We start from the raw sequence: 24,505 nt of genomic DNA, 5'->3' as shown, positions 1-24,505 counted from the left end.
GTGTTTTCAAACATATAAATTTTTGTTAAATCAATCCTATTATCATATTCATCAAAGCTCAAAATCAAGGTACAGCCCCCCGAAAACAAGCCTCGGTTTAGTCATAGGAAATGTTCTATTTTTCATTTTAAATCAATCTGAATATAAAAACAGATGCCTATAATGTTCCTGTGATTAAAATGCCTACCTTTGCGGAAATTTACAAACAATTTTTAATATGAGGAAGTTATTATATAATGTAGTAATTTTATTAAGCGCAATTCAAATGACACACGCAGCAAATAACCCTTTCTTCGGGAAGTTTAAAACACCATTCGAGACCCCTCCTTTCGATAAGATCAAGATCGAGCATTATGAGCCCGCTTTCGACGAAGGAATCAAGCAAATGGAAAAAGAGGTGCAAGAGATCGCCAATAACCCGCAACCGGCTACTTTCGAGAATACGGTAGTAGCTCTGGAACGTAGCGGCAAATTATTGGAAACAGTCTCTTCTGTTTTTTTTAATGTATTAGGGGCAGAGGCTAACGACGAGATGATGGAAATCTCGCAACGTGTCTCCCCGAAGTTATCCCAGACATCCAATAACATCTTCTTAAATGAGAAGCTACTTGCTCGGGTCAAATCAATCTATGATAAAAAAGAACAATTGAACCTTTCTACCGAGGATGCTAAATTGCTGGAAGACCTTTACGAGTCGTTTAAAGCGAATGGGGCTACGTTAAATAAAGATGACAAGGAAAAATACCGCAAGCTAAGTATGGACCTAAGCATGTTAACCTTGCAGTTCGATCAAAACGCCTTGAAAGATAAAAACCGGTTCGAATTACTAATAACGGACGAGAACGAACTATCCGGTTTACCCGAAAGTGCTCGTGACGCAGCGGCCATGTTAGCCAAAAGTAAAGATAAAGACGGATGGTTATTCAATCTCTCGGCTCCGAGTTACATTCCATTCATGCGTTATTCCGACAAGCGTGATTTGCGAGAGAAAATGTATCGTGAATACATGAGCGTAGGAAATAAAGGGGATGAGTTCGACAATAAGGACATTATCAAAAAGATCGTTAATATCCGCCTAGAGATCGCCCAGTTGATGGGATTCAAGAATTACGCCGAATATGCGCTGGAACACACAATGGCTAAAAACTCAGCGAACGTATACAAATTATTGAATCAGTTACTCGAAGCTTATAAACCGATAGCGATCAACGAATACAATGCGGTAGAAGGATTTGCGTTAGGTACAGAGAAAGAGAATATCACCGTTATGCCTTGGGACTGGAGTTATTATTCCGAGAAGTTACGGGATATCCGCTTCAAGGTAAACGACGAGATGACTCGCCCTTATTTCGAGTTGAGCAACGTAAAGAAAGGCGTATTCGGATTAGCTACCCAGCTCTACGGTATCACCTTTAAGGAAAACAAGAAAATCCCGGTTTATCATCCGGAAGTAGACGCTTACGAGGTATACGATGCCGATGGTAAGTTCCTTGCTATCCTTTATACGGATTTCTTCCCTCGTGACGGAAAACAATCCGGCGCTTGGATGAACAATATCAAGGCTCAATACAAAGATAAAGACGGAAAAGATAGCCGTCCTCAGATCGTTATCGTGATGAACTTTACCCGTCCGACAGACACGAAGCCCTCTTTGTTAAGTTTCGACGAGGTGAACACGCTCTTGCATGAGTTCGGGCACTCCTTGCACGGCATGCTAGCGCAAGGAACATATTCCAGCCTTTCGGGAACCAGCGTTTATCGTGATTTCGTAGAATTACCTTCCCAGATCATGGAGAACTGGTTGACTGAAAAAGAGTTCTTAGATCAGATCGCCGTTCATTACCTGACCGGAGAGAAAATCCCGCAAGAGATGATACAAAGCTTGGTAAACGCCTCAAACTTCAACGCCGGCTACCTTTGCTGCCGCCAATTAAGCTTTGGCTTGCTGGATATGGCATGGCATACGTTGGAGCAACCTTTCGACGGTGACGTAGCGGCATTCGAGAAAAAAGCTTGGGCTCCGACCGTAATCATGCCGGAAGTACCGGAAGCCTTGATGGGCACAAGCTTCGGACATATCTTCTCCGGAGGATATGCGGCAGGCTATTACGGATATAAATGGGCCGAGGTATTAGACGCCGACGCTTTCTCCGTTTTCAAATCGAAAGGAATCTTCAACAAGGAGGTCGCGAAATCTTTCCGTGACAATATCTTATCCAAAGGTGGTACGGAAGATCCCGCCGTGTTATACAAGCGTTTCCGTGGACAAGAGCCTACGATAGACGCCTTATTAATCCGTAATGGTATTAAGAAGTAATAATTTACCGGGCGATAAGCCCGGTAAATCTAAATAATCACTACCTTTGTGTCTGGATTAAAAGACAAAAGAGTAAACAAATGTGCGAGAAAACAGAAAAACAGCACGAATTAGATAAACGTTACCTGCGAATGGCCGCTATCTGGGCCGAGAATTCGTACTGTAAACGACGCCAAGTGGGCGCATTATTAGTAAAAGATAAAATGATCATATCCGACGGATACAATGGAACACCCGCCGGTTTTGAAAATGTTTGCGAAGACGAGAACAATGTCACCAAGCCTTATGTTCTACATGCGGAGGCTAACGCCATCACAAAAGTGGCAGCCTCATCGAACAGCAGTAAAGGAGCGACCATTTATGTGACCTCCTCCCCTTGCATTGAATGCGCAAAATTAATCATACAATCCGGGATCAAGCGAGTGGTCTATTCCGAGAATTATCGCATAGCGGACGGCTGCGAATTATTGAAGCGTGCCGGTATCATAGTAGATTATATAGATTTGAACGAATAAATAAAACGTTTTTATGGATAAAAACAAAAGACTGACCGTATGGCTCCCGGTTATCATCGCAGCTAGTATCGCTTTAGGTATCTTTATTGGGAACCATTATTTATCTATCAGTCAAGGAAAAAAACGGTCCTACTCCAGCGGCAACAAGATAAATGCCATCTTGGACATTATCGACGAGCAATATGTTGACACGGTTAGCATGTCTAAGTTGGTAGAGAGTACGATCCCGAAAATATTCAGTGAATTAGACCCTCACTCCGTATATATCCCCGCCGAAGACGCTTCCGTGGTGAATGAGGAGCTGGAAGGTTCTTTCAGTGGTATTGGCGTATCATTTAATATGCAAACCGATACGATCCTAGTGATCAGCGTAATTAGCGGTGGTCCCGCAGAGAAAGCAGGTTTACTGCCCTTCGACCGGATCATCTCGATCAATGATTCTATTTTTTCCGGAAAGAAAAAGAACCAAGGAGAGATCATGAAGACACTTCGGGGCGCAAAGAACAGTACGGTGAAACTAGGCGTACAGCGAGGGAATTCTCCTGAGTTGCTCTATTTTGACGTAACCCGTGGAGATGTCCCAGTTAATTCGGTCGATGTTTCTTATGAGGCGGCTAAAGGTATAGGTTACATCAAGGTTAGCAAATTTGCCCGGAATACTTATAATGAGTTCATCACGGCGATCGCCAAGTTAAAACAAGCGGGCTGTACCTCTTTCGTGATCGACTTACGGGGTAATACCGGCGGGTATATGGATGCCGCTATCAATATGATTAACGAGTTTATGCCGGAAGGACGCTTGATCGTCTACACGGAAGGTAAGTCGTTCCCCCGTTCCGACGTATACGCGAACGGAACCGGAACTTGTAAAGACGCCCCGATCGTAGTATTGACCGATGAGATCTCGGCTTCCGCCAGTGAGATATTCTCCGGAGCGATCCAAGATAACGACCGGGGTACGATTATCGGACGAAGAACGTATGGCAAAGGTCTGGTACAAACTCAAATGTCATTGAGCGACGGTTCAGAGATGCGATTGACCATCGCCCGTTATTACACGCCGTCCGGTCGCTGCATCCAGAAGAAATATGAGATGGGTAATACGGACGCTTACGACCAAGATATCTATAACCGATATATGCACGGCGAGTTTGACTCGGCCGATAGCATCAAGATGGATGATTCCTTAAAATACCAGACCGTAGGCGGACGTACCGTATACGGCGGGGGCGGGATCATGCCAGATATCTTTATCCCTCGTGATACGAGTGGCGTTACCTCTTACTACTCAAATGTGGTAAATAGCGGCGTGCTTTACCTGTATGCGCTCGAGTACTCAGACCGCCATCGGGAGAAACTAGGCTCATTCAAGACTTGGGAGGAATTATATAATTACTTGCAGCAACAACCGCTCCTTTCCGATTTCGTGAACTTCGCTGCTACCAAGGGCATCAAGAGACGTCCCACATTAATTAATATATCCGGCAAGTTAATCGAGAACCAATTGCAAGCGTATATCGTAAGGAATTTCTTCGACGAGGCGGGCTTCTACCCCATTTTCCTAAAAGATGACGTTACCTTATTACGTGCGATCAAGATCTTGCAAGAGGGAAAATCCGTGCCGAATGCGGAACTATTAAAACAATCAGCGAATGGAGACTTACACAGCCAAGCAGGCCCTACGAAAAGATATGGCCTCTCGAAAGAAAGAATATTCGAGGATTACCTTGTGCGAGCTATCGGATAAGATCATGGACCGCTTGGAACAGACGGAACTGTTCCAAGCAGCTTCTTGTATCGCCCTTTATCACGCCATACCGGGAGAAGTACAGACCGCCGGCTTTATCGAGAAATGGTACCGGAAGAAAAAGCTTCTGTTGCCCTTGATCGTCGGTGATGATTTGAGATTGCTTCTTTACGAAGGGCCGGAATCCCTAAAACCCGGACCTTTCGGGATATTAGAGCCCAAGGCGGACGGCATAGAAGTTCCAAAGAATGAGATCGACTTGATTATCGTGCCCGGAGTCGCCTTTGATAAAGACAAGAACCGCATGGGACGAGGAAGGGGATTCTACGACCGCCTTCTTTCCACGCTCAACGCTCCCAAGGTTGGCATATGCTTCGGGTTCCAGATGATACCGCAAGTCCCGGTAGAGCCACTCGACAAGAAAATGGATTACGTAATAACAGAAGACACCATCTATTGATCTCTCCGCAGAATATATACTTACTGGGTCAAGCCATATATACTTACCGGGACTGGGCAGTATATGTTACTTGACCCAGTAAGTAATATTGCGAATGGTAAAGCCACACTCAATGAAAAACGATATTGGTAATGACCGAGGCACCCGCATAATCATTCAAGCTTTTCACCAACCGTTCCCGGCAAAGCGTCAACTCGCTACGAAGTACGGAGGAAGTCAATGAGACATGAAGCACCTTATCACGTACATATATATTACGTGTGTACTGCATGATCGTAGGCCCTAAAACTTCTCCCCACGCACGTTGGACCCGGATCTCCATCATTTTCTCGTACAACTCGGTATTATCCTCGAAAAAGTCACGAAGCACCTCACCCAATGTCTGTGTATTTCTTCTCTGCATCCTTATTCCTCCATAGGTTGTACCTCGCCACGTTCCACACGGAAGAGGGCATAGTCATGATTCATAGCCAATAAGATCTCATCCAGATACTTCCGGTTCGTATCCGTAATAAAAATCTGCCCGAAGCCATTCTCGCTGACCAGTTTGATGATCTGCTCCACACGGCTAGCGTCCAGCTTATCGAAAATATCATCCAACAGCAAGATAGGTGTAGTCCGTCCCCGTTTATTTAGGAAAGCGAACTGAGCGAGTTTCAAGGCGATCAGATACGTCTTATTCTGTCCTTGCGAACCAACCCGGCGAATCAGGTACCCGCCCAACGTCATTTCCAGCTCATCCTTATGGATACCGGAAGAGGTATAGCCCAATATACGATCCCGTTCCCGGCTCATCGCCAATTTACCGGCAAGCTCCGTTTCCTCCAATTGCGAGATATAATGTAGCCCTACCTCCTCGGCAGAGCCGCAGATCGTCTGGTAGTACTCATTAAAGATCGGGGTAAAATCCTCCACCAGTTTTTTCCGCTTCTCGTAAACGATTTGGCCGTACATACCCAGCTGCATCTCCAATACCTCATAAAGAGAGGCATCCATGCTCTGATCTTTCAGCAACGTATTCCGTTGGAGCAACGCTTTATTATATTGGATAAGCGCATGCAGATAAGGCTTGTCCTGCTGCGAGATGATTAAGTCCAAAAAACGGCGTCGCTCATCGCTCCCCCCCCGGATCAAGTCGGCATCAGCCGGAGAGACCATGACCAACGGTAATAGGCCGATATGCTCGGACAGCTTGTCGTACTCCTTCTTATTCCGTTTGAACTGTTTGCGTTGCCTACGCCGCATGGCACAGAAAATCTCCTCCTCACGTCCCTCATAATCATAGTTACCCTGCACCACGCAAAGATCTTGATCACTGTTTATTATCTGGCTATCAGGCGTATTGACATGACTCTTGCAAAACGAGAGATAATGAATGGCATCCAATAGATTCGTCTTCCCCATCCCGTTATTGCCGAAAAAGCAATTCATCTTGGGCGAGAAAATAACCTCGGACTGAAGTATATTTTTGTAATTGAGAACAGAAAGCTTCTTTAGTATCATCTAAACCGTATTAATCGTACAAAATTAAAAAATATACTTCTAAGTATAGATTATATCAGCAAAAAAAACTACTTTTGCGCTTTGAATCGCCAACCGTATGGTATGGCTTAAAATCAGCGATAAAATTAATAAATAACTATAACACATTATGGCTACTAAAGAAAAGGACACCAACAAGGAGTTAGAAGTAGAAGAGATTGTCTCCAAATCGGAGCAATTCATTGAAAACAATTCAAAGAAGATTATTTACGGTATAATAGCTGTCGCACTCGTTGTTGGAGCTGTTTTGGGAATCAAGCATGGTTATTTAGTTCCTCAGGAGAAAAAAGCTGCCGCCGCCATGTTCAAGGGTGAGCAATACTTCGCCAGAGATTCTTTCGCCTTGGCTTTAAACGGCAATGGAGCTGACTATGAAGGTTTCGAGGCTATCATCGACCAATATGGAAGCACGGACGCCGGAAACTTGGCGAAAGCTTACGCAGGTATCTGCTACTACAAGATGGGCGATACGCAGAAAGCGATCGATTTATTGAAATCTTTCAGCGGAAAGGACCAAATGGTATCTCCGGCGGTTACAGGCTTGATCGGTGATTGCTACGTGAACATGGGTAATACGAAAGAAGGCATCAGCTATTTCGAGAAAGCCGCTAAGGAGGCCGACAATGAGGTAATCAGCCCGATTTACTTGAAGAAGGCCGGTATCGCTTACGAGAACTTGAAAGAGTACGACAAGGCTGTAAAGGCTTACACGACTATCAAGGACAAGTATTACACTTCCATGGAGGCATCCGATATCGATAAGTATATCACCCGTGCTTCGGCAGGAAAATAAATAAACAGTATATTATATAGTATAACAGAGGATGTCTCGGTCAAACAAGGCATCCTCTTCTTTTAAAGAGACAAGTATGGCTACAGCTTATCAGAATTTATCCGAGTACGATTTCAACAGCGTACCCGATGCTTCAGAGATGAACATCGGCATCGTAGTTGCGGAATGGAACAAGAACATTACCGAGAAGTTATTGGAAGGTGCTTGCAACACGCTTGAAAAGCACGGGGTGAAACCGGAAAACATCGTAGTTAAACGAGTTCCGGGAAGTTTTGAACTGACTTTTGGAGCCAAAAGATTGGCCGAGACTAAAGAATTAGACGCAGTGATCGTTCTGGGATGCGTCGTAAGAGGCGACACGCCACATTTTGATTACGTTTGTTCCGGCGTTACTCAAGGTATTACAGAATTGAATTTAATGTACGATATCCCTTTCATTTTCGGCCTGTTAACTACCGACACCATGCAGCAATCCGAGGATCGTGCGGGAGGTAGATATGGCAATAAAGGGGACGAGGCAGCGGTTACCGCAATAAAAATGGTAAATTTTTCTGCCTAAACGCTTGCAGGTTTCAAAATAAATCGTACCTTTGCACTGCAATTAAGAACAAGGGGGCAGTTACCAGAGTGGCCAAATGGGGCTGACTGTAACTCAGCTGGCTTTCGCCTTCGGTGGTTCGAATCCATCACTGCCCACCTTAATTGATCGGTTCACTATGTGAACCAATTCTTTCGAAAACCGAAAGAATACATATTGCGGAAGTAGCTCAGTTGATAGAGCATTAGCCTTCCAAGCTGAGGGTCGCGGGTTTGAGCCCCGTCTTCCGCTCTAGGAAAAGAGGAAAATCGAAAGGTTTTCCTCTTTTTTTATATCCTCGTATTACTATATATCCGGGATAATGTCTACTTTAGCCCCCAATACAACAAATAACAAAAAGAGAGATGAAGATGGTGAAAGGGATATACGTGTTGCTGACAATGTTCCTATTGATGGGATGCGCTACGGTAATGAATCCTTATAAAATGGACAACCGAATGCATAAGATAGAGCTAGGGATGACCAAGCAAAAGGTTATATCGATACTAGGAAAGGATTTTGAGTCGGCTGGCGCACGGATAACCCCCGACGGTCCGATAGAGAGTATCAGTTATAAGACGGTAACCATGACGATAGCCGACTACTCTGAAGGCTACTACATCCTAAGCTTCAAGAATGGGATACTAGTGGAGTGGTTCAAGGAAAAGACACCGATCAATAACAATACAGCGAACTAAGGTCTCCTTTTAGGCCACTAAAAACAAATAAGGCAGATGCCTCTGGGCATCTGCCTTCATTCTTTTACGATTATAAACTTTCTTCGATACATGAATCCGGTTATGACTGACCGGCCTGCCGTGGTTTTCTAACTCGGCCTCACGACTGCCTTTCCGGTTAGCCTTTATGTACTCGACTAACGGATCTTGCTTTTTTCTCTTTCTCTTCATAGCTTTATTGCTTTTATATCGCTTTCACGAGCGCAAAGATACGAAAAGAATTCATTTCACCTCACTATCGTCCCAAGGGTATTTTCTTTTCGGATTTCTAGGGAACCAACCTTTCTGCACACGCTCCTCCTGTTCGAAAATCTCCTTGATCGTCCAGAACGATGAGAAGGCGAATACGCCGCAAATAGCGGACACAAACACGCTGTCTATAAACAGGGAGGCTATCACTCCTAAAATCCCCAAGACAAGGAATATCCACCAGCATTTCGTCCCCCAATAATACTCGGCCTTCACGACTACCGGATGAAACAGACCGATAATCAAAAATGTAACGATACCGATCAACAACCCATCAAAATTTATCATATCCATATCTGAGTATTTATACTTATTACTATTATATGTAACAAATATACGAACAATATTCCACTTAACTGATCATTTCTTTCTATGAAGAGATAGAAGCCCCTATTCGCAATAATCGTCTCACAAAGATGAAACGATCTTTTCATATACGTAATACGATCTTTTCACCCTTGTGATACGATCTTTTCACATAGGTGAAAAGATTAAGAGATAAAGAAGCTTCCACTTAAAGTAGCACAAAAAAAGCCACATCCATTGTTAGTGGATATGGCTTCTATATTATTCTCAAATACAATCTTATTTGTTGCTTTCCTCCGCAGGTGTAGTAGTAGCGGGAGTTTCCTCTGCCGGAACTGCCGGTTGTTGCGCTGTACCAAAGTCCGGAGCGATCGTGTTAGGATCGATAGAGACAGCGTCGTTCACTTGTTGCTTGATCTCTGATTGAGCGGCATGCTCAGTTCTGGGGATAAATGCGGTAATCACGATACTCAGTACGATTACGGCACCCGCCAAACTCCAAGTAGCTTTCTCCAAAAAGTCTGTGGTCTTACGTACACCCATGATTTGGTTAGAAGAAGAGAATCCTGAAGCCAAACCTCCACCTTTCGAGTTCTGGATCAACACGATCAAGATTAATAGTATAGAGGCAATCAGGATTAAGATAGAAATAAATACGTACATCTTAGTTTTATTTTTTAGTGTTAATAATCAACTTTTCCAAAAATCTGATTTGGTCTGCAAAGTAAACATTTTTTTCTGGATATTTCAAGCTTAAGTTTTTAATAATTTGCAAAGCCTTATCATATCGCTTCTGTTTTATATAAATCCGGGCTAAAGTTTCCGTAAGGCACGAGTCTTCCAGCGATTTGGACTGTTCATCATCCAAATCTTTCACCGACTCTGGAGTCTCCGCACGGCTGGTTTCCTCACGGATTTCCAGCCCGCTACCCGGCATACGCTGTTGGTCATTTTTAATGAACGAATCGATCAAGTCGTGATGTCGAAGCCTATTCTCCGCATCCTCTCCAGATGGCTTCTCTTCTTCCTCTTTCGATAATGACCAAAACATATAATCTGACGATACCGATGGCTGGAACAGGAACGGGGCTTCTTTCTTAGGCTCCGGTTCCTCGTTACGGTTAGAGAGGAATGCGTCTATCAAGGAGAAAGTATCCTCTTTTCGCATATCCGGCTCATGCTCCACACGGGAGTTCAAGCCATATTTATCTCCCTCTATCAGTTGGAACAGCTTTTTCCGGTCCGGCAAGAATATCGCCATCTTCTCCAGCTCCGAGGTAAAACTCATATCATTTAATACGGCCAGATTCTTTAGATACAACATCCGTGCCACTTGAAAATACGGGTAATCCTCCACGATTCGTCGCAACTCAAGAAGAGTCCCCTCGGTCAATTCCGAAGGCTCCTCCATCAAACGATATAAATCCTCCGCCCTCATTCTACCAATTGGCAACCGTAGCGTTATAGATTTGGTCTACTATTTCCTCTATGATTTCCTCGCATAATGTTCCCTCTACCTGCTGCGGCATCAAGTTACTGTCGAACTCGCGGTAAGCGGAGAACGACTGCTCAAAATCCTCATCCGGGTTAACCCGGTTGGAGTAACGAACCCGCACCGTGATCGTCAACCTCGTCTGCGAGGCGATAGCATCCTCCTTCACGGCCATTGGAGCGAAATCGTAACCAGTGATCTCACCCTCCAACTCAAGGTCGCCATTGCTCGGAACCAGTTGCAGACGAGTCTGACGGATGTAAATATCCTTCAAATCCTCCGTAAACTGCGGCGCAAGGGTCGGATTCACGTAGGGAGCTTGGTTCGTGAAGTCACGAATCGTAATGGTCTTCACCTTCGTATAATCGATAGAGGCTCCATTAAACTTATAGGAAATAGAGCAAGCCGTAGCCAATACCGTCAAAAATGAGAGTATAAGCCAATTGGCTGCCGACAAACGTATGTTGACAATCTTCTTTAGCATATTTTTATTCCAAATTGTATTCCTTGATTTTTCGATATAACGTACGCTCCGATATCTTCAAGTCGGCTGCCGCGTTCTTCCGTCGCCCGTTATGCTTCTCCAGAGCCTTACGGATCATCTCCTTCTCCACCTCTTCCAAGGATAAAGTCTCCTCTTCCACATCCTCGGCATCTTGGATCGTCGGGTGCATGGCATGAACCGCCGCCGGATGGATCGGATGCGCATAAGGGGTATCGTCTGCCACCGTTGGCATCGGGATATTCCCTCCCATGATATCATGCACTAATTTCTTTAGCTCGTTCACGTCCTTTTTCATATCGAACAAGACTTGATAAAGGATCTCCCGCTCGCTGTTAAATATCTTTTGATCCGGATCTTGCTTCACCAATACCGGATATTTCTCAACGTTCACGTTCGGCAGATAAAGGTGCAGGACATCCGCCGTTATATCCCGTGTCTCCTCGATTACGGAGATACGTTCCGTGATGTTTTTCAATTCACGCACGTTACCCGGCCAACGGTAAGAAACCAATAATTGACGTGCTTCATCATCCAAGCGGATCGGCGGCATCCGGTATTTCTCGGCGCAATCACTGGCGAACTTACGAAATAATAAGACAATATCTTCCGGACGCTCCCGCAAGGGAGGCACTTGAATAGGCACCGTATTCAAACGATAGTACAAATCCTCCCGGAATTTACCTTCCGAAACCGCCTGCACTAAATTCACGTTCGTAGCGGCAACGATACGTACATTCGTCTTCTGTACCTTGGAGGAACCGACCTTGATAAACTCACCCGTCTCCAACACACGAAGCAAGCGTGCTTGCGTAGGAGTTGGCAGCTCTCCGACCTCATCCAAGAAGATCGTTCCACCGTCCGCTACCTCGAAATACCCTTTACGGTCGGCCAACGCCCCGGTAAAAGAACCTTTCTCGTGCCCGAAAAGCTCCGAGTCTATCGTCCCTTCCGGAATGGCGCCACAGTTTACGGCTATATATTGTCCATGCTTACGCTGACTGTTCTGGTGAATAATTTGCGGGAAAGTCTCCTTTCCTACTCCACTCTCTCCTGTAATAAGAACAGATAAGTCGGTTGGCGCTACTTGAAGCGCAACGTCGATCGCACGATTTAATCCCGGGTTATTACCAATAATCCCAAAACGCTGTTTTATCTGTTGTACATCAACCTTCATCACTCTTTCACTTTTAAAATCTGTAATTATTTCAGTTACTCTGCCAAAATTACAAATCTTAATTCAAACTACCACTATTGATAACAGATTCTATCGGTCGTTTCTTATTTTTTAGCACCATATGTACGTTTATACAAGAACTCGGCAAGATCCTTGTCTTCCGGGATGGCGGCGATCTCTTCCGGCGAGATAGGCTCACCGATATATACATCCGCTTTCTTTCCACGCTTATTGAAAGCCTCAGTAGGAATACGCAAGGTACGTATTTGCCAGCTGATATTCCCTAGCCAATAGAAAAAATGGGTATTTTGGAAATCAAAATAAACAGGGTATACCGGTGCTTTCGCCTTACGAACTAAGCGGATCACGCTATGCGCCCACGATAAATCCCGTACCTGTTTCTCTTTTTTATTATAAAATGAGATCGCTCCAGCAGGGAAGAAACCCATCGGATGACCTTCTTTCAGGCGTTGCAGGGATAGTCGCACGCCATTAACATTCGCCGGATTCGCCCCTCGCTTGTGGGAATCGGGCACCACGGATATGAAATTATCCTCCATCGCCCCGATCTTGGTCAAGATGCCGTTCACCATCACCTTAAAGTCCGGACGGCGGGAAGCGAAAATATCAATCAGCATGATTCCATCCAACGACCCGATCGGATGGTTGGAAACGGTAACAAAAGCCCCTTCCGGCAGATGATCTAAAATCTCCTTATTATGAACCTCATAGCTGAGATCGATAATGGGGTCATGCAATAAAGCGGAAGTAAACTCAGCGCCCCGTAAATGACAATTCCGGGCATGTACCTTATTAACCAGATCCACACGTAAGCACTTTATCAGCAACTTACCTAACCATGTCCCCACTCGCCCCTTGAAGAACGGGGCCATCTCTTGCAAATCGTAAATGTCAACAACACTCTTCTTCATACTTTATCCTAAAAACGAGGCACACATCTTCTCGTGTTTCCTCATCACTATCGCTAGTACGATGTTCAACACGATGATCTCGTATAGGTAATAAGCCCAGACCTGTCCCGTTAGTACGATCACAAACATAACCATCGTCCGGCCATTAAAGGTCAACAAGTCTATGTAACGCATTAAATGACGACTCTGTTTACGAAAGTCCACACGGATATTCTCCGGAATATTATCCCCATACTTCGCGTGCAAATTTTGTAACATACTCTGTAAGGTAGGCGTAGCCTTCACTTGCAACATCGTATACCAACGATATAAGAAGTAGAAAAACTTGTTAATGCCATACTTCATCTCCTTATGTTTCGCCTCCACCTGTTCCAAAGACTGAAACTCCGATCCTTTATCCTTACTGATAAAATAAAGGTGAAGCGTCTTATAATAATCCGTGATATTCGCTTGGACTAAATGAGACAGACCGGATAAGACCGCCAAGGCAAAGAACCAATCCGTACCGTAATCATGAGACAAACGAAGAGCGAATCCGATATAGATCGAAGCGAACCAGATATCCCCGGCGAATCCGTCCAAGATACGCCCGATAGCGGACTTGATCCCTGTAAGACGTGCCAGCTGCCCATCCACGCAGTCGAGGATATTGGCAAATACCAACAATAATATACCACAGATATTATATGTCAAATTATCGTGATAAAACATAAATCCGACCGCCGCACCCACGAAGATCGAGATAACCGTAATCATATTCGGGGTAATCCCCGTGCCTCGCAACATACGAGCAATACGAAATCCTATCGGACGATAAAAAATTCGGTCTATCTTATTTTCTGTTTCTATCGACTTTAACGATGCTTCGTATTCCTTATCCAACTCGCTCATTTGTTTCTTATTTATACGAGTAACCGCCATCCACAACGACTACCTCGCCATTAAAATAACTATTCTCTATCAACATTTTATAAACTTCCGCCAATTCATCCGGGTCGCAGAACCGTCCCAAAGAGACCTTGTTCTCTATATTCCGACGGATCTCGGCAGGCTTTGTTTTCTGCCATTCCGTATCGACAAAACCGGGAGCCACGGCATTCACACGCAGTTCATAGGGAACTAAGAACTTCACCATGTTTTTGACCAGCGCATGCACCGCGCTTTTCGTCACCCCATATGCCAAGGATACCGAATGAGGCTGTATTCCCATCAAGGAACCCGTAAACACGATACTTCCCCCCTTATTAATCCGTCCAACAATCTTCTGTAAAAGGAAGACCGGGAAATGGATATTAGCAAAGAAAACCCGTTCCCAATCCTCGAATGAAAGTTCCTCAAAAGGATCCCGACAGGTCATTCCCGCATTGAACACAAGGCCGTCCAAACGTAGCCTATTCTCCTCCAAGAAAGAATCGATAACCCCGATCGTATTCCGATCCGAGATATCGGCCCGCAGAATAGAAACCTGTATATCGAAACGCCCCACCAACTCGCTACGTACCTCCTCGGCCGCCGCTTGGTCGGAAGCATAAGTCAGTATAAGGTTATATCCGGCCTTTCCTAAACAGGACGCTACCGCCTTTCCTATCCCTTTTGTCCCACCGGTAATTAAAATAAATTTATCCATGAAACTGATCGTTATTTAGCGGCAGATCCTTTCACTGTTTCCGGCTTCGCCTGACGTTGGGTTGTCAGATTCGCCTCATAAGAATCATGTATCGTTTTTTTCAGATTCGAGGAGGAAACCCCCGTTCCGTAAGGGAAATAAAATACCTGAACGCCTAAATCCTTCAGATAGTCGTACTTTCCGAACCAGTCATCACCTACCACGAAAGCGTCGATATTCAGCTTCTTCACGATTTCCGTATGATCTAAGGAATGTTGTGGAATAACGATATCGGGAGTCTTCAACGCCTCGATGATCTGCAAACGTTCATGGAACGGAATGATCGGCTTCGCTTTATAAGAAGAGACCAACTCATCTGTACTAACCCCGACGATCAATATATCCGCCAAACTACGGGCGTAATTGATCATCCTAAGATGATTATAATGGAACATATCAAACGTCCCGGATGTATATACTATCGTTTTGTCTTTAAACATAATCGTAATTTTCGTTTTAAACCGCAAACTTACGCAAACTTTTCCTATCTTAAAAGTTTAAAACCAAAAAGCGTCCCACGCCCCATACAAAAATGTCATGTCAATAACATCCATTCGTTATTAACATGACATTTTATGTATTTATTGAAACTTGTCAGGAAAGATCTACTATAATCCGTCCGTATCGTCCTCTTTCGTCAAGTCCAGTTTCTCATTATCCCCCCCCCTATCGAAATATTGCTTACGCAACGGATTGGCGGTAGCCTCTTGATAACGCAACCGGTTCCGGAAGATATCCAACGCCGCATATAAGGCTTGGCGGAACGACTCTTCCGAAGCCACGTTCTGCCCGGCTATGTCATAAGCTGTTCCGTGTGCCGGAGAAGTCCGTACGATCGGCAATCCTGCCGTATAGTTCACCCCGTCATCCATCGCCAACGTCTTGAAAGGAGCGAGCCCTTGATCATGATACATCGCTAAGACACCATCAAATTTATCATACATCTGCGAACCAAAGAAACCGTCAGCCGCATAAGGGCCAAATGACATTACGCCTTTTTTCTCCGCCTCTTGCATTGCCGGTATGATAATCGTCTCCTCTTCCGTACCCAGCAATCCGGCATCACCGGCATGAGGGTTTAAGGAAAGAACCGCGATACGTGGCTTCACAATACCGAAGTCTTGCTTTAACGACTGATTGAAAATACGCAGCTTATTCACGATATCGCCCACGTTGATGGAAGACGCAACTTGCGACAATGGAATATGCCCCGTCACCAAAGCGACACGAAGATCATCTTTCATCAAGATCATCAAGGCTTTTTTATCCAAGCCACCGAAGCATTTCTCCAAATACTCAGTATGCCCGGGAAAATGAAAATCCTCGTTCTGGATATTATGTTTATTGATCGGGGCGGTAAGCAGTACATCCACTACTCCCCGCTTCATATCCGTAACTGCCGCTTCCAACGCCTTGAAAGCCGACTCACCGGCAACCGGCGTAGATTTCGACAACTCCACCTTGGTCTCGTCCTCCACGCAGTTAATAATGTTCACCCGGTTTACTCCCGCATCCTCCGCATGTGAAATAATATTCATATTGATAGGAGGAAGCTCCAATGCCTTCCGGTGATAAGCGGCTATCTTGGACGAGCCATAGATAATCGGCGTGCAAAGCTCCGCCATGCGGGTATCGGAAAAGGTCTTTAATATTACCTCATAGCCGATACCATTTATATCTCCGTGGGTGATCCCCACTTTAATCAGTCGTTCTTCCATATATTTTGTTTGTTTATTACTTTTTCTCTTTTGGGATATCTAATGTCTCAGTTACCGGTTCATCAAATTCACCCGGCAAACGTAACGTAAATAAGGCAGCTTCTATTCTACGCATGAAATTACGCTTGTCTGTCTCCGGAGCATACACAAATCCCTCGGCTACAACCACACGATGATTCTTTTCATCCAAGCGGGTGTGGCTTACGAACGGGCCTCCCATCATATCGCCTTGCATTCTCCACAAACCGCGCATCACGCCGCAATATTTACCATTTAAGGTTATTGGCGTATACTCCACTCCCGCACGCGTTTCTGTTTGCATATAGGAACCCGGGAACGAACCCGGCAGATTCGCCTTCAATACAGAATCTCGTTTAGCGACCAGATATTCCTCCGTAAACGTATTCGGATCAGTATAAGGGAAAGTATATACGATTAAGTCCATACGGCCTGTGTTAGCGTTATTGGAAGACCAGAAGAAATCTGTCGTATCCTTATAGTACGTGAAGTTTGCCGGAGCGTTTAACATCACGTTCAGGTCGCTTTTCAGGTTATCCATAACCACCATACTATATTCCTTTTGTAATTGCTCTATCGCACGATTCATCTCCACCTTTACGAAGAAATCGACCAACGCCTTCTCATGGGTCTTTGAATACTCGACGATCGACTCCGTATTAGGAGCTTTCAGCGAAACAACCACCTGCCCTCTAGCCCAGACATTATTCTCGTAGCCTACAGAAACTTTCGTATAAGCGGTGGGGTCTATCGTAACCACTAATATATTCCTTACATACCGTAACAGACCTGTAAAATCCTTTGGTTGTACGTAGGTAATCTTCAAAGAAGGCTCGGCTTGCGGAAGTCCGGGCACCGAAGAGGCCAACTCAGACTTTATGGCTTCTCCCGCAGGGCCTTTCCAATCCTTTTGATCCATAACCACGACAACCTCATATGCGAAGCCCGTAGCTTGAGTCATCACAGAACCTGAATTACATGCTCCCATCAAAACAAGAAGCAGCAACATACCGATGAATAAAGAACGTGTTTTCATACCTGTGTGTTTTATATTATACAAATGTAACATTTTTCGCGGTAGAAAGCATTCCACAAGCGGCGAAAATATCCTCCCCACGTGACGCCCTTATCGTACATACAACTCCTTTGGCGTTTAAGAAATCCCGAAACGCCTCCATTTTAACGATATCGGAAGTCTCTAAAGACACATTCGGTATCGCATGAAAACGGATCAAGTTTACCCGACAAGGAATTCCACCTAATAAACAACTCAAAGCTTCGGCATGTTTCAAGCTATCGTTCAAATTTTTAAAAACAATGTACTCAAAAGAGACACGTCGTTGATGCGAAAAATCATATTGTTTGATTAAATCGATCACCTCCCTCGCTGGGAATGCCTTTTCAACCGGCATCAAGGAAAGACGTTCCATAGGATAGGGCGAGTGCAGACTTACGGCCAGATGACATTCGCTCTCCTCTAAAAAGCGTTTCAAGCCTTTCGTCACACCGATGGTTGAAACCGTGATACGCTTCGGGCTCCACGCATATCCATACGAGGCCGTGAGTATTTCCAAAACCTTGAAAAGCTCGTCTACGTTATCCAGTGGCTCCCCCATTCCCATGAAAACGATATTCGTCAATGAATCGTTTTCCGGCAAGGACTGGATCTGGTTCAATATCTGGTTCGCTGTCAGGTTTGCCGTGAAACCTTGTTTTCCCGTCATACAAAACAAGCAATTCATTTTGCATCCGACTTGAGAAGAGACGCAAAGAGTCGCCCGATCATCCGTAGGAATATAAACAGACTCAACAAAACGCCCCGGTCCGGCAGCATATAGATATTTGATCGTACCGTCTTTCGACTTTTGATACTCAGATGGCGGATAAGCCCCGATCTCGAATGAATCCTCCAATAAAGCACGTTTGGCAACCGCTATATTCGTCATCTCCGAAATCCGGGTTATTTTCTTTTTATAAATCCAATCGGCCATTTGCTTAGCCGCATATGCGGGAAGACCCACCTCAGACGCTACACCTTTCAGTTCCTCCAAGGTCATCCCTAATAATTGTCTTTTGTCAACCATGCTATCGATATTTTCTTATTCGCGAAAGTACGAGAAATATTCCACAAAATAAAGATCCCCTGTTTTGCCGTCAAAATAAATATATCTTGACGACAAAACAGGGGATCTTTTTTATCTTAAGTATAAATACTCTTTATTAATAGAAACGGATACGGTTGTCTTCCACCTTAGCGTTGTTGACCATAGATTGGATAGCTTGGAATCCTACACGATACGCGTTCGAAGCATCCAACGCACGGATTTCCTCAGCCTCGTTGAACTCCTTACCATCTTTATTTCTTGCGTATACCTTGAACACATATACACCGTTGTTACCTTTAACCGGAGCACTTACTTGGTCAACTTGAGCCATAGAAACCATAGCGTTCAAGTTCGGTTCGATACCGATACCAGCGATACGGCGAGTACCAAAGTTCACGAACTTTACAGAGTCAACAGAAGAACCCATCGTTTCAGCATATGCCTCAACTGAAGTTAAATTCTTAGCAGCCAATTCCTGAGCGATCTTATCGCCTTTCTTCTGGGCAGCCAATTCAGCTCTCAAAGCCGGAGCAACCATATCAACCGGACGATACCCCTCGGAAATACTTCCTTCTACAGCAGCCACGACAAATTTATCACTACACTCGAAGATCTCAGAGATAGAACCTTTATCGTTCTGGAACGCCCAACGAATTACCGGACGTGAATTCTTGATAGAACCTAACAACTGATCATCTGTAGTAACCGTTGCACCTGAAATCAAGTTATAACCGGCTTCCTTCGCATTCTCCTCCAATTTAGCCATAGAGTTGTTCTTCGATACGAACTGATTCAACTCATTGTAGATGTTGCTATAGGTCTTAGAGCTAGGAGATACAGTCATGTCGATATCTGCGATCTTATATTTTTCAACATTTCCTGTTTTCTCTGTTACTTTTACAAGGTGAGTACCATATAAAGATTTCACAACCGCTACCTCATTCAATGGAGTTGAGAAGACAGCCTTCTTAAAATCATCATTCACACCTCTCAAAGCGGTAACCTCTGTAAACCAACCTAGTTCACCACCATTCTCGGCGGCTTGGTCTGCTGAGTATTTCTTAGCTAATTCAGCAAAATTAGCGCCACCTTTCAACGCCCCCATCAAGCTATCAGCCAAAGCTGTTGTCTCAGCCTCAGATTTACCGGCCAACATGATGTGGCTAACTTTTACTGAGTCCGGAGCGACCGTCTTATCGACTAGCTTAAACATTCTGTATTTGTCATTCTCGAATACAGGACCATAAACAGCGCCAACCTCAGAAGTCGTAGCGAATTGTTTCATCTCCGGATCCAAAGCCTTCTCCGTGAAGAAAGCGTCAACATAAGGAACCTCAGAGTTCTCGTTTACTACATCAGCCACTCTTTCAGACGTAGCCAGCTCCTCTTTCAAGCTCTCGATCTCGGCCTGTGCCTTATCATAATCCTCTTTACTCGGACGGATATCTACGGCGATATATTTAATTACCTTAGATTCTTTTTGTTTATAAAGCTCCTTGCGTTGGTTATACAATTTCTCGATCTCGCTCTTGCTTACCTCAATCGTTGAATCCGGAATCGTAGCATATGATTGCATAGCGTAAATGATATCCGAATTCTCGGCATTATCATTATAAGCTTCCTTAGCGTCCAATGAATTCGCGGAAATAGCCTTGCTCAATAATGTCGTATATTTTTGCTCCAAACGTTGACGTTTGATGTTCTTCTCCCAGAACAACCAGAAGTTCTTAGCTTGAATCAGCTGTGCCTGTTGATCTGCCGGATAGCTAGCGATATTATCGGAATCGATTTGTTTCAAGAAATTCAACAAAGCGGCCTTATCAAAAGCACCAGTCTGAGGATTCGTAAACATTTGCATTTGTTGGATCAACGGAGAGATATTCTCACCTTGAACCATATCAAACAATTCTTCCGGACTTACTCCCATACCTAATTTAGCAGTAGCCTCGTCCAACACGACCTCTTGTACCATCGCATCGAATACGGACTGGCGAATCTGTGTCATATATTCCTCGGGCAGGCTGGCTGAACCGGATTGCATCTTATACATCTCGGCCATCTCATCAACGCGACCTTGATAATCTTGAATTTTTACAACCTCTCCATCAATCTCGGCGATCCGTTCCTGTGATTGCCTAAAATAAGTAGAACCAGAGTTTAAAAAGTCTCCAATGATAAAAGCGAACAATGCCAAACCCACCACGAGTACCAGCAGTCCTGCTTTGCTTCTAATTTTTTCCAGCGTAGCCATTTATCTTTATTATTTTTTAAAGTTTATTATTTCACATTTTAAGGGCACAAAGATATGAAAAAAAGGAAATTCCACAGCATATAATCCTTTTTTTTATCAAATCCCTACTTTCATACGTACAAGTTCGATCTTCGTAGCCGTTACTTTGATTATCTTAAACGAATATTTATCGATCTGGACAGTCTCGTTCAATTTCGGGAATTTTTGATAGAAGTGCAAGATAAAACCGGCGATGGTGACATAATCATCCGACTCCGGAAGATCCAACCCGAACATTTCGTTCAAGGTATCAATCTCCATCCTACCCGACAGCAAATACTCATTGTCCGATACTTTTTTAGCCACATGCGACTTCATATCGTGCTCGTCCTCAATCTCTCCGAAAATCTCCTCCACCAAATCCTCAAGTGTCACGATACCCGACGTACCGCCAAACTCATCCACGACAACAGCCAAGCTCTTCTTCTCTTGCATCAGCAGTTTCATCAGTTTATTCGCCGCCATCGTCTCCGGAACGATCGATACGCTACGGATATGCTGGGTCCAATCCTCCGGATTCTTGAAAAGCTCGGAAGAATGGATATACCCGATAATATCGTCAATATTCTCGTTATACACCAATATCTTCGAAAGTCCTGTCTCGATAAACTTAGAACGCAATTCCTCTATCGTAGCCGACGTATCACAGGCTACAATCTCCGTCCGGGGCACGATACAATCCCTCAAACGGACATTCGAGAAATCTAAGGCATTCTGGAAAATCTTAACCTCCGTATCCATATCCGAATTTTGAGGTGCATCTTCCAGACTTTGCTGTATAAAATAATCCAAGTCTACCTTGCCTAATGCCTGAGGTGAACTTTTCAAGTTCTTCACGCCCCCTAACTTCAAAATCAAAAAAGATAGCAGGGATGAGAACTTGGAGACCGGATACAGGATGATATATATGATAAATAATGGTATCGCAAATATATTGAGTGATAAATTAGGATTCAACTTAAATATGGTCTTGGGAATAAACTCCCCGGCAAACAAAATCAAGATCGTAGATATCACGGATTGGATAAAAACGATCAATGCCTCATTCGCAACCACCTTGGCTATAAACGGCTCCAATACGATTGCCATCTGAAGACCATAAACGACCAACGCAATATTATTTCCTACCAACATGGTAGAGATAAACAAATTTGGATTACGATAGAAAACACCCAGTATCTTACTGGATAGACTACGTTCCTTCTTATCCAGCTCGAAACGAAGCTTATTGGAGGAGATAAAAGCGATCTCCATCCCGGAAAAGAATGCGGAAAATGCGAGGGAAATTAAAATATAAGTCAGCGTCCCCACCTTAATTACTTTTTATTGAATCTATTTGTGACACATCTACCCGGGCACTATCCCCCTGAGCTGTCCGTGTCGTATCGGCCGGAGCATCGCTCACCGGGAAAATACCCTGTGAGTTAAATATCTTATACTGAGTCATATCTTGGTTCGACTCAAAACCTATACCTGTTATGATCTTATCTTCTTGCTCGATACGCATAAACTTATCAGAATAAACCTTCTCTTGCTTCTGGTCCCAGAACAATTGGGAAGTCTCAAAATGCTCCCCTTGCAGACTTTCCACCTCTACATTACCGATCAGCTCCCAAAGCCCTTTTTTATCATAATAATAGGCTGTATCCGCCTTAATACTCGCTTCTGTCTGGAATAAGGTATCGAACTTCTCCACGTAGATCCCCTCAGGGAAATACCAATGGGGTTCCGCCGCCTTCCCATAAATCTGCCACTCTTTCGCTTTCAAGCGATATCTCGTGATACCAGAATCGGAGATCAAGGATGACACATCCGTAGCCTTCATCGTATAAGTCTTGTCCGGGTCAAACTCAACATCAACCACCTCCTTATGCTCCTTACTGCAAGAGGCAGAAAACAAAAGAAGCATAACAACCACCACGAAGGTAGTTGTTATGCCCATATTTTCCGTTTTACAATGAAAACGATTTCCTATCATAATTACCGAATCGTTGTACGCTCTCCGATCCAACCACCGACAGTGAAAGGTTTGCCCTTCTCCAAATCCGGGTGCATGAAGATCTCCTCCGTAGAAGGAAGGTGAGCACGATAAGATGATATCAAAGTATTAGCCTCTTCAGCAACACTCGGATCTACCTGTTTCGCTTTCTCAAATTTATCGATAGCGGCATTATAAGCAGCTCTTGCCAGTACTCCGTCGTTCGGGAAAACAGACTTGGAAGTAGCGGCATACATCTTACCGATCAATAAATAGGCATTGCCATAATTAGGATTTGCCTCCAAAGCTTTCTGGCAATATTGTCTAGCCTTTGAATAAGCATTTTGCTCAAACAGCAACAATGCGATCATATAATAATCATCAGCTTTTGAAGTCGCGTCCGTTTCTAAATTTGCGGCCTCATCAAAGTATTTAATAGCCGTATCATAATCCTTTATCTTAACGGCTTTCTTTCCTAGCCCAACAGCTGCCTCGGCACTAGGTTCTTGACGATAAGCATAGTCTGATGCCAAAAAGTAAGCCTCGATTTCTTGGCAACCTGTTCTTCTCAACAAGGATATAGTCTCTTTCAAATAAGGTAAGTTGTCCTTATTCTCCTCGATCTTAGCAGCATACAAATTCTGCAAAGTCTCGCAATCGGCAGCACCACTATTCGCAAAGGCATTATCAACACCACTCTTATATGCGGTCAAGGCATTCACTTCTTTTTGATTGTTTGCAGCCTGCGCAGCTTTTAATTGAGCATCCAAGCCACCAGAAACCTTCAAATAATCTTGAATATACTGTTCTTTGAAGTTCGGATCGTTAACCATTTTCTTCATAGAAGAGAAACTAAACAAGGAGAGACCTAGAGCCTCCGTATCAGCACCTTTCTCATCAACGATCTCCTTCAACCAAGTATAGGCCTGATTATAGTCGGCATTATCGCCAGTTTGCGCTAAATAATCTTGCACTTTTCGAGCAACGATCCAGTCTTTTCCATACCGGCGATCATTTCCAAAATATTTCACACGCTTGTCGTAAACTCCCATCAAATCATCAATAAGAGCTTTCTTCTTAGCGGGATCTTTCTCTTGGGCGATCTTCCAGCCCATAATTTTCACACCGTACAAATAGATATCTTTTGTAGCGGCAGGACACTCATCGTACACGATCTTCCAGAAATCAAAGGCGTCTTTGAAGTTTCCGGCTTTCGCATAAGGAACGAACAAGCTGATATTGGTAATACAACGCACGCTATCCTCACCGGAACCGAACTGTGTACCATTATCTACTCCTTTCTGCGCATAAGCGCCTAACGTACCCATAGTACATCCAAGCGCTAGTAATAAAACTTTGATCTTCATATCTCTTTCTATTAAAG

26 protein-coding genes and 2 tRNA genes are annotated in these 24,505 nt (G+C 44.2%); 9 read left to right on the top strand and 19 right to left on the bottom strand.

From position 1 onward, the window contains the following. Positions 1–217 precede the first annotated feature (217 nt). From BHV83_RS00775 to BHV83_RS00760, 4 genes are all read left to right on the top strand, one after another. Positions 218–2,317 carry a M3 family metallopeptidase gene (locus tag BHV83_RS00775; protein ID WP_286755406.1) on the top strand — a complete coding sequence of 700 codons (2,100 nt, stop codon included), beginning with the start codon at positions 218–220 and terminating at the stop codon, positions 2,315–2,317. An 80-nt stretch (positions 2,318–2,397) separates the two neighbouring features. After that, positions 2,398–2,832, top strand: a complete 435-nt coding sequence (locus tag BHV83_RS00770) for a deoxycytidylate deaminase (protein ID WP_008778036.1) — start codon at positions 2,398–2,400, stop codon at positions 2,830–2,832. Between the two features lie 13 nt (positions 2,833–2,845). After that, positions 2,846–4,579, top strand: a complete 1,734-nt coding sequence (locus BHV83_RS00765) for a S41 family peptidase (RefSeq protein WP_005865846.1) — start codon at positions 2,846–2,848, stop codon at positions 4,577–4,579. Continuing rightward, a complete protein-coding gene (locus tag BHV83_RS00760) occupies positions 4,524–5,039 on the top strand; it encodes a 5-formyltetrahydrofolate cyclo-ligase (RefSeq protein WP_229033110.1) in 516 nt (171 codons plus the stop codon). The genes BHV83_RS00765 and BHV83_RS00760 overlap by 56 nt, the downstream gene beginning before the upstream one ends. A gap of 109 nt (positions 5,040–5,148) precedes the next feature. Here the strand turns inward: BHV83_RS00760 and BHV83_RS00755 are convergent, their stop codons facing one another. Then, positions 5,149–5,442: a DciA family protein gene (locus BHV83_RS00755; protein ID WP_005865842.1), complete on the bottom strand. Its 294-nt coding sequence runs from the start codon at positions 5,440–5,442 to the stop codon at positions 5,149–5,151. A gap of 2 nt (positions 5,443–5,444) precedes the next feature. After that, positions 5,445–6,542 (bottom strand): DNA replication/repair protein RecF, encoded by a 1,098-nt coding sequence (gene recF, locus BHV83_RS00750; RefSeq protein ID WP_009276542.1) that lies wholly within the window; start codon positions 6,540–6,542, stop codon positions 5,445–5,447. A gap of 148 nt (positions 6,543–6,690) precedes the next feature. Here recF and BHV83_RS00745 point away from each other — a divergent pair, with 148 nt between their 5' ends. The 5 genes from BHV83_RS00745 (at position 6,691) to BHV83_RS00725 (ending at position 8,649) form a co-directional block, all read left to right on the top strand. Continuing rightward, on the top strand, positions 6,691–7,374 hold the full coding sequence (locus BHV83_RS00745) for a tetratricopeptide repeat protein (protein ID WP_009276541.1): 684 nt from the start codon (positions 6,691–6,693) through the stop codon (positions 7,372–7,374). A 76-nt stretch (positions 7,375–7,450) separates the two neighbouring features. Beyond that, positions 7,451–7,933, top strand: a complete 483-nt coding sequence (gene ribH / locus BHV83_RS00740) for a 6,7-dimethyl-8-ribityllumazine synthase (protein ID WP_008774114.1) — start codon at positions 7,451–7,453, stop codon at positions 7,931–7,933. Between the two features lie 54 nt (positions 7,934–7,987). Beyond that, a tRNA-Tyr gene (locus BHV83_RS00735) sits at positions 7,988–8,070 on the top strand. Positions 8,071–8,130: 60 nt separating this feature from the next. Beyond that, a tRNA-Gly gene (locus tag BHV83_RS00730) sits at positions 8,131–8,203 on the top strand. A 113-nt stretch (positions 8,204–8,316) separates the two neighbouring features. Next, complete coding sequence (locus BHV83_RS00725; protein ID WP_008774115.1) at positions 8,317–8,649, top strand: hypothetical protein; 333 nt, start codon at positions 8,317–8,319, stop codon at positions 8,647–8,649. 9 nt (positions 8,650–8,658) lie between these two features. Here the strand turns inward: BHV83_RS00725 and BHV83_RS00720 are convergent, their stop codons facing one another. The 17 genes from BHV83_RS00720 to BHV83_RS00640 all read right to left on the bottom strand — a co-directional run bounded on the left by BHV83_RS00720 (position 8,659) and on the right by BHV83_RS00640 (position 24,488). Continuing rightward, entirely contained in the window at positions 8,659–8,859 is a 201-nt protein-coding gene (locus tag BHV83_RS00720) for a hypothetical protein (protein WP_048928013.1), read from the bottom strand. A gap of 51 nt (positions 8,860–8,910) precedes the next feature. Then, positions 8,911–9,231 carry a DUF4491 family protein gene (locus BHV83_RS00715; RefSeq protein ID WP_008774116.1) on the bottom strand — a complete coding sequence of 107 codons (321 nt, stop codon included), beginning with the start codon at positions 9,229–9,231 and terminating at the stop codon, positions 8,911–8,913. Between the two features lie 291 nt (positions 9,232–9,522). Continuing rightward, positions 9,523–9,906 (bottom strand): preprotein translocase subunit SecG, encoded by a 384-nt coding sequence (gene secG / locus BHV83_RS00710; RefSeq protein WP_022192885.1) that lies wholly within the window; start codon positions 9,904–9,906, stop codon positions 9,523–9,525. A gap of 7 nt (positions 9,907–9,913) precedes the next feature. Then, on the bottom strand, positions 9,914–10,681 hold the full coding sequence (locus BHV83_RS00705; RefSeq protein WP_022192884.1) for a DUF8458 domain-containing protein: 768 nt from the start codon (positions 10,679–10,681) through the stop codon (positions 9,914–9,916). Between the two features lies 1 nt (position 10,682). Continuing rightward, positions 10,683–11,219 (bottom strand): LptE family protein, encoded by a 537-nt coding sequence (locus BHV83_RS00700; RefSeq protein ID WP_005861582.1) that lies wholly within the window; start codon positions 11,217–11,219, stop codon positions 10,683–10,685. A 4-nt stretch (positions 11,220–11,223) separates the two neighbouring features. Then, on the bottom strand, positions 11,224–12,414 hold the full coding sequence (locus tag BHV83_RS00695; RefSeq protein ID WP_087880726.1) for a sigma-54 interaction domain-containing protein: 1,191 nt from the start codon (positions 12,412–12,414) through the stop codon (positions 11,224–11,226). A 104-nt stretch (positions 12,415–12,518) separates the two neighbouring features. After that, positions 12,519–13,346 (bottom strand): lysophospholipid acyltransferase family protein, encoded by an 828-nt coding sequence (locus tag BHV83_RS00690; RefSeq protein ID WP_005861578.1) that lies wholly within the window; start codon positions 13,344–13,346, stop codon positions 12,519–12,521. Between the two features lie 3 nt (positions 13,347–13,349). Next, positions 13,350–14,237 (bottom strand): CDP-alcohol phosphatidyltransferase family protein, encoded by an 888-nt coding sequence (locus BHV83_RS00685; protein WP_005861576.1) that lies wholly within the window; start codon positions 14,235–14,237, stop codon positions 13,350–13,352. Between the two features lie 7 nt (positions 14,238–14,244). Next, the gene (locus BHV83_RS00680) at positions 14,245–14,973 is read right to left on the bottom strand and encodes an SDR family NAD(P)-dependent oxidoreductase (protein WP_005865829.1); all 729 of its coding nucleotides are present in this window, start codon (positions 14,971–14,973) and stop codon (positions 14,245–14,247) included. An 11-nt stretch (positions 14,974–14,984) separates the two neighbouring features. Then, positions 14,985–15,452: an FAD synthase family protein gene (locus BHV83_RS00675; protein ID WP_005861572.1), complete on the bottom strand. Its 468-nt coding sequence runs from the start codon at positions 15,450–15,452 to the stop codon at positions 14,985–14,987. A gap of 168 nt (positions 15,453–15,620) precedes the next feature. Beyond that, entirely contained in the window at positions 15,621–16,730 is a 1,110-nt protein-coding gene (gene pdxA / locus BHV83_RS00670) for a 4-hydroxythreonine-4-phosphate dehydrogenase PdxA (protein ID WP_005865827.1), read from the bottom strand. A gap of 16 nt (positions 16,731–16,746) precedes the next feature. Continuing rightward, on the bottom strand, positions 16,747–17,784 hold the full coding sequence (locus BHV83_RS00665) for a DUF4837 family protein (protein ID WP_008774122.1): 1,038 nt from the start codon (positions 17,782–17,784) through the stop codon (positions 16,747–16,749). 16 nt (positions 17,785–17,800) lie between these two features. Further along, positions 17,801–18,832, bottom strand: coding sequence for a dual-specificity RNA methyltransferase RlmN (gene rlmN / locus BHV83_RS00660; protein WP_048928010.1), 1,032 nt, complete (start codon positions 18,830–18,832; stop codon positions 17,801–17,803). Between the two features lie 136 nt (positions 18,833–18,968). Further along, entirely contained in the window at positions 18,969–21,104 is a 2,136-nt protein-coding gene (locus BHV83_RS00655; protein ID WP_005861564.1) for a peptidylprolyl isomerase, read from the bottom strand. 96 nt (positions 21,105–21,200) lie between these two features. Next, positions 21,201–22,454: a hemolysin family protein gene (locus tag BHV83_RS00650; RefSeq protein WP_121961620.1), complete on the bottom strand. Its 1,254-nt coding sequence runs from the start codon at positions 22,452–22,454 to the stop codon at positions 21,201–21,203. A gap of 1 nt (position 22,455) precedes the next feature. After that, entirely contained in the window at positions 22,456–23,121 is a 666-nt protein-coding gene (lptC, locus tag BHV83_RS00645) for an LPS export ABC transporter periplasmic protein LptC (protein WP_008774124.1), read from the bottom strand. Positions 23,122–23,123: 2 nt separating this feature from the next. Beyond that, the gene (locus BHV83_RS00640; RefSeq protein ID WP_121961293.1) at positions 23,124–24,488 is read right to left on the bottom strand and encodes a tetratricopeptide repeat protein; all 1,365 of its coding nucleotides are present in this window, start codon (positions 24,486–24,488) and stop codon (positions 23,124–23,126) included. Positions 24,489–24,505: the final 17 nt, after the last annotated feature.

The organism is Parabacteroides sp. merdae-related_45_40, assembly GCF_001915675.1.
Note: the sequence above shows the minus strand (reverse complement) of the source record. Positions and strands in the feature narration are given on the sequence as shown.

Coding starts and splice junctions, on each gene's coding strand:
- BHV83_RS00775 (WP_286755406.1), top strand. CDS start 218: ATGAGGAAGTTATTATATAATGTAGTAATTTTATTAAGCGCAATTCAA.
- BHV83_RS00770 (WP_008778036.1), top strand. CDS start 2,398: ATGTGCGAGAAAACAGAAAAACAGCACGAATTAGATAAACGTTACCTG.
- BHV83_RS00765 (WP_005865846.1), top strand. CDS start 2,846: ATGGATAAAAACAAAAGACTGACCGTATGGCTCCCGGTTATCATCGCA.
- BHV83_RS00760 (WP_229033110.1), top strand. CDS start 4,524: ATGGCCTCTCGAAAGAAAGAATATTCGAGGATTACCTTGTGCGAGCTA.
- BHV83_RS00755 (WP_005865842.1), bottom strand. CDS start 5,442: ATGCAGAGAAGAAATACACAGACATTGGGTGAGGTGCTTCGTGACTTT.
- recF (WP_009276542.1), bottom strand. CDS start 6,542: ATGATACTAAAGAAGCTTTCTGTTCTCAATTACAAAAATATACTTCAG.
- BHV83_RS00745 (WP_009276541.1), top strand. CDS start 6,691: ATGGCTACTAAAGAAAAGGACACCAACAAGGAGTTAGAAGTAGAAGAG.
- ribH (WP_008774114.1), top strand. CDS start 7,451: ATGGCTACAGCTTATCAGAATTTATCCGAGTACGATTTCAACAGCGTA.
- BHV83_RS00725 (WP_008774115.1), top strand. CDS start 8,317: ATGAAGATGGTGAAAGGGATATACGTGTTGCTGACAATGTTCCTATTG.
- BHV83_RS00720 (WP_048928013.1), bottom strand. CDS start 8,859: ATGAAGAGAAAGAGAAAAAAGCAAGATCCGTTAGTCGAGTACATAAAG.
- BHV83_RS00715 (WP_008774116.1), bottom strand. CDS start 9,231: ATGGATATGATAAATTTTGATGGGTTGTTGATCGGTATCGTTACATTT.
- secG (WP_022192885.1), bottom strand. CDS start 9,906: ATGTACGTATTTATTTCTATCTTAATCCTGATTGCCTCTATACTATTA.
- BHV83_RS00705 (WP_022192884.1), bottom strand. CDS start 10,681: ATGAGGGCGGAGGATTTATATCGTTTGATGGAGGAGCCTTCGGAATTG.
- BHV83_RS00700 (WP_005861582.1), bottom strand. CDS start 11,219: ATGCTAAAGAAGATTGTCAACATACGTTTGTCGGCAGCCAATTGGCTT.
- BHV83_RS00695 (WP_087880726.1), bottom strand. CDS start 12,414: ATGAAGGTTGATGTACAACAGATAAAACAGCGTTTTGGGATTATTGGT.
- BHV83_RS00690 (WP_005861578.1), bottom strand. CDS start 13,346: ATGAAGAAGAGTGTTGTTGACATTTACGATTTGCAAGAGATGGCCCCG.
- BHV83_RS00685 (WP_005861576.1), bottom strand. CDS start 14,237: ATGAGCGAGTTGGATAAGGAATACGAAGCATCGTTAAAGTCGATAGAA.
- BHV83_RS00680 (WP_005865829.1), bottom strand. CDS start 14,973: ATGGATAAATTTATTTTAATTACCGGTGGGACAAAAGGGATAGGAAAG.
- BHV83_RS00675 (WP_005861572.1), bottom strand. CDS start 15,452: ATGTTTAAAGACAAAACGATAGTATATACATCCGGGACGTTTGATATG.
- pdxA (WP_005865827.1), bottom strand. CDS start 16,730: ATGGAAGAACGACTGATTAAAGTGGGGATCACCCACGGAGATATAAAT.
- BHV83_RS00665 (WP_008774122.1), bottom strand. CDS start 17,784: ATGAAAACACGTTCTTTATTCATCGGTATGTTGCTGCTTCTTGTTTTG.
- rlmN (WP_048928010.1), bottom strand. CDS start 18,832: ATGGTTGACAAAAGACAATTATTAGGGATGACCTTGGAGGAACTGAAA.
- BHV83_RS00655 (WP_005861564.1), bottom strand. CDS start 21,104: ATGGCTACGCTGGAAAAAATTAGAAGCAAAGCAGGACTGCTGGTACTC.
- lptC (WP_008774124.1), bottom strand. CDS start 23,121: ATGATAGGAAATCGTTTTCATTGTAAAACGGAAAATATGGGCATAACA.
- BHV83_RS00640 (WP_121961293.1), bottom strand. CDS start 24,488: ATGAAGATCAAAGTTTTATTACTAGCGCTTGGATGTACTATGGGTACG.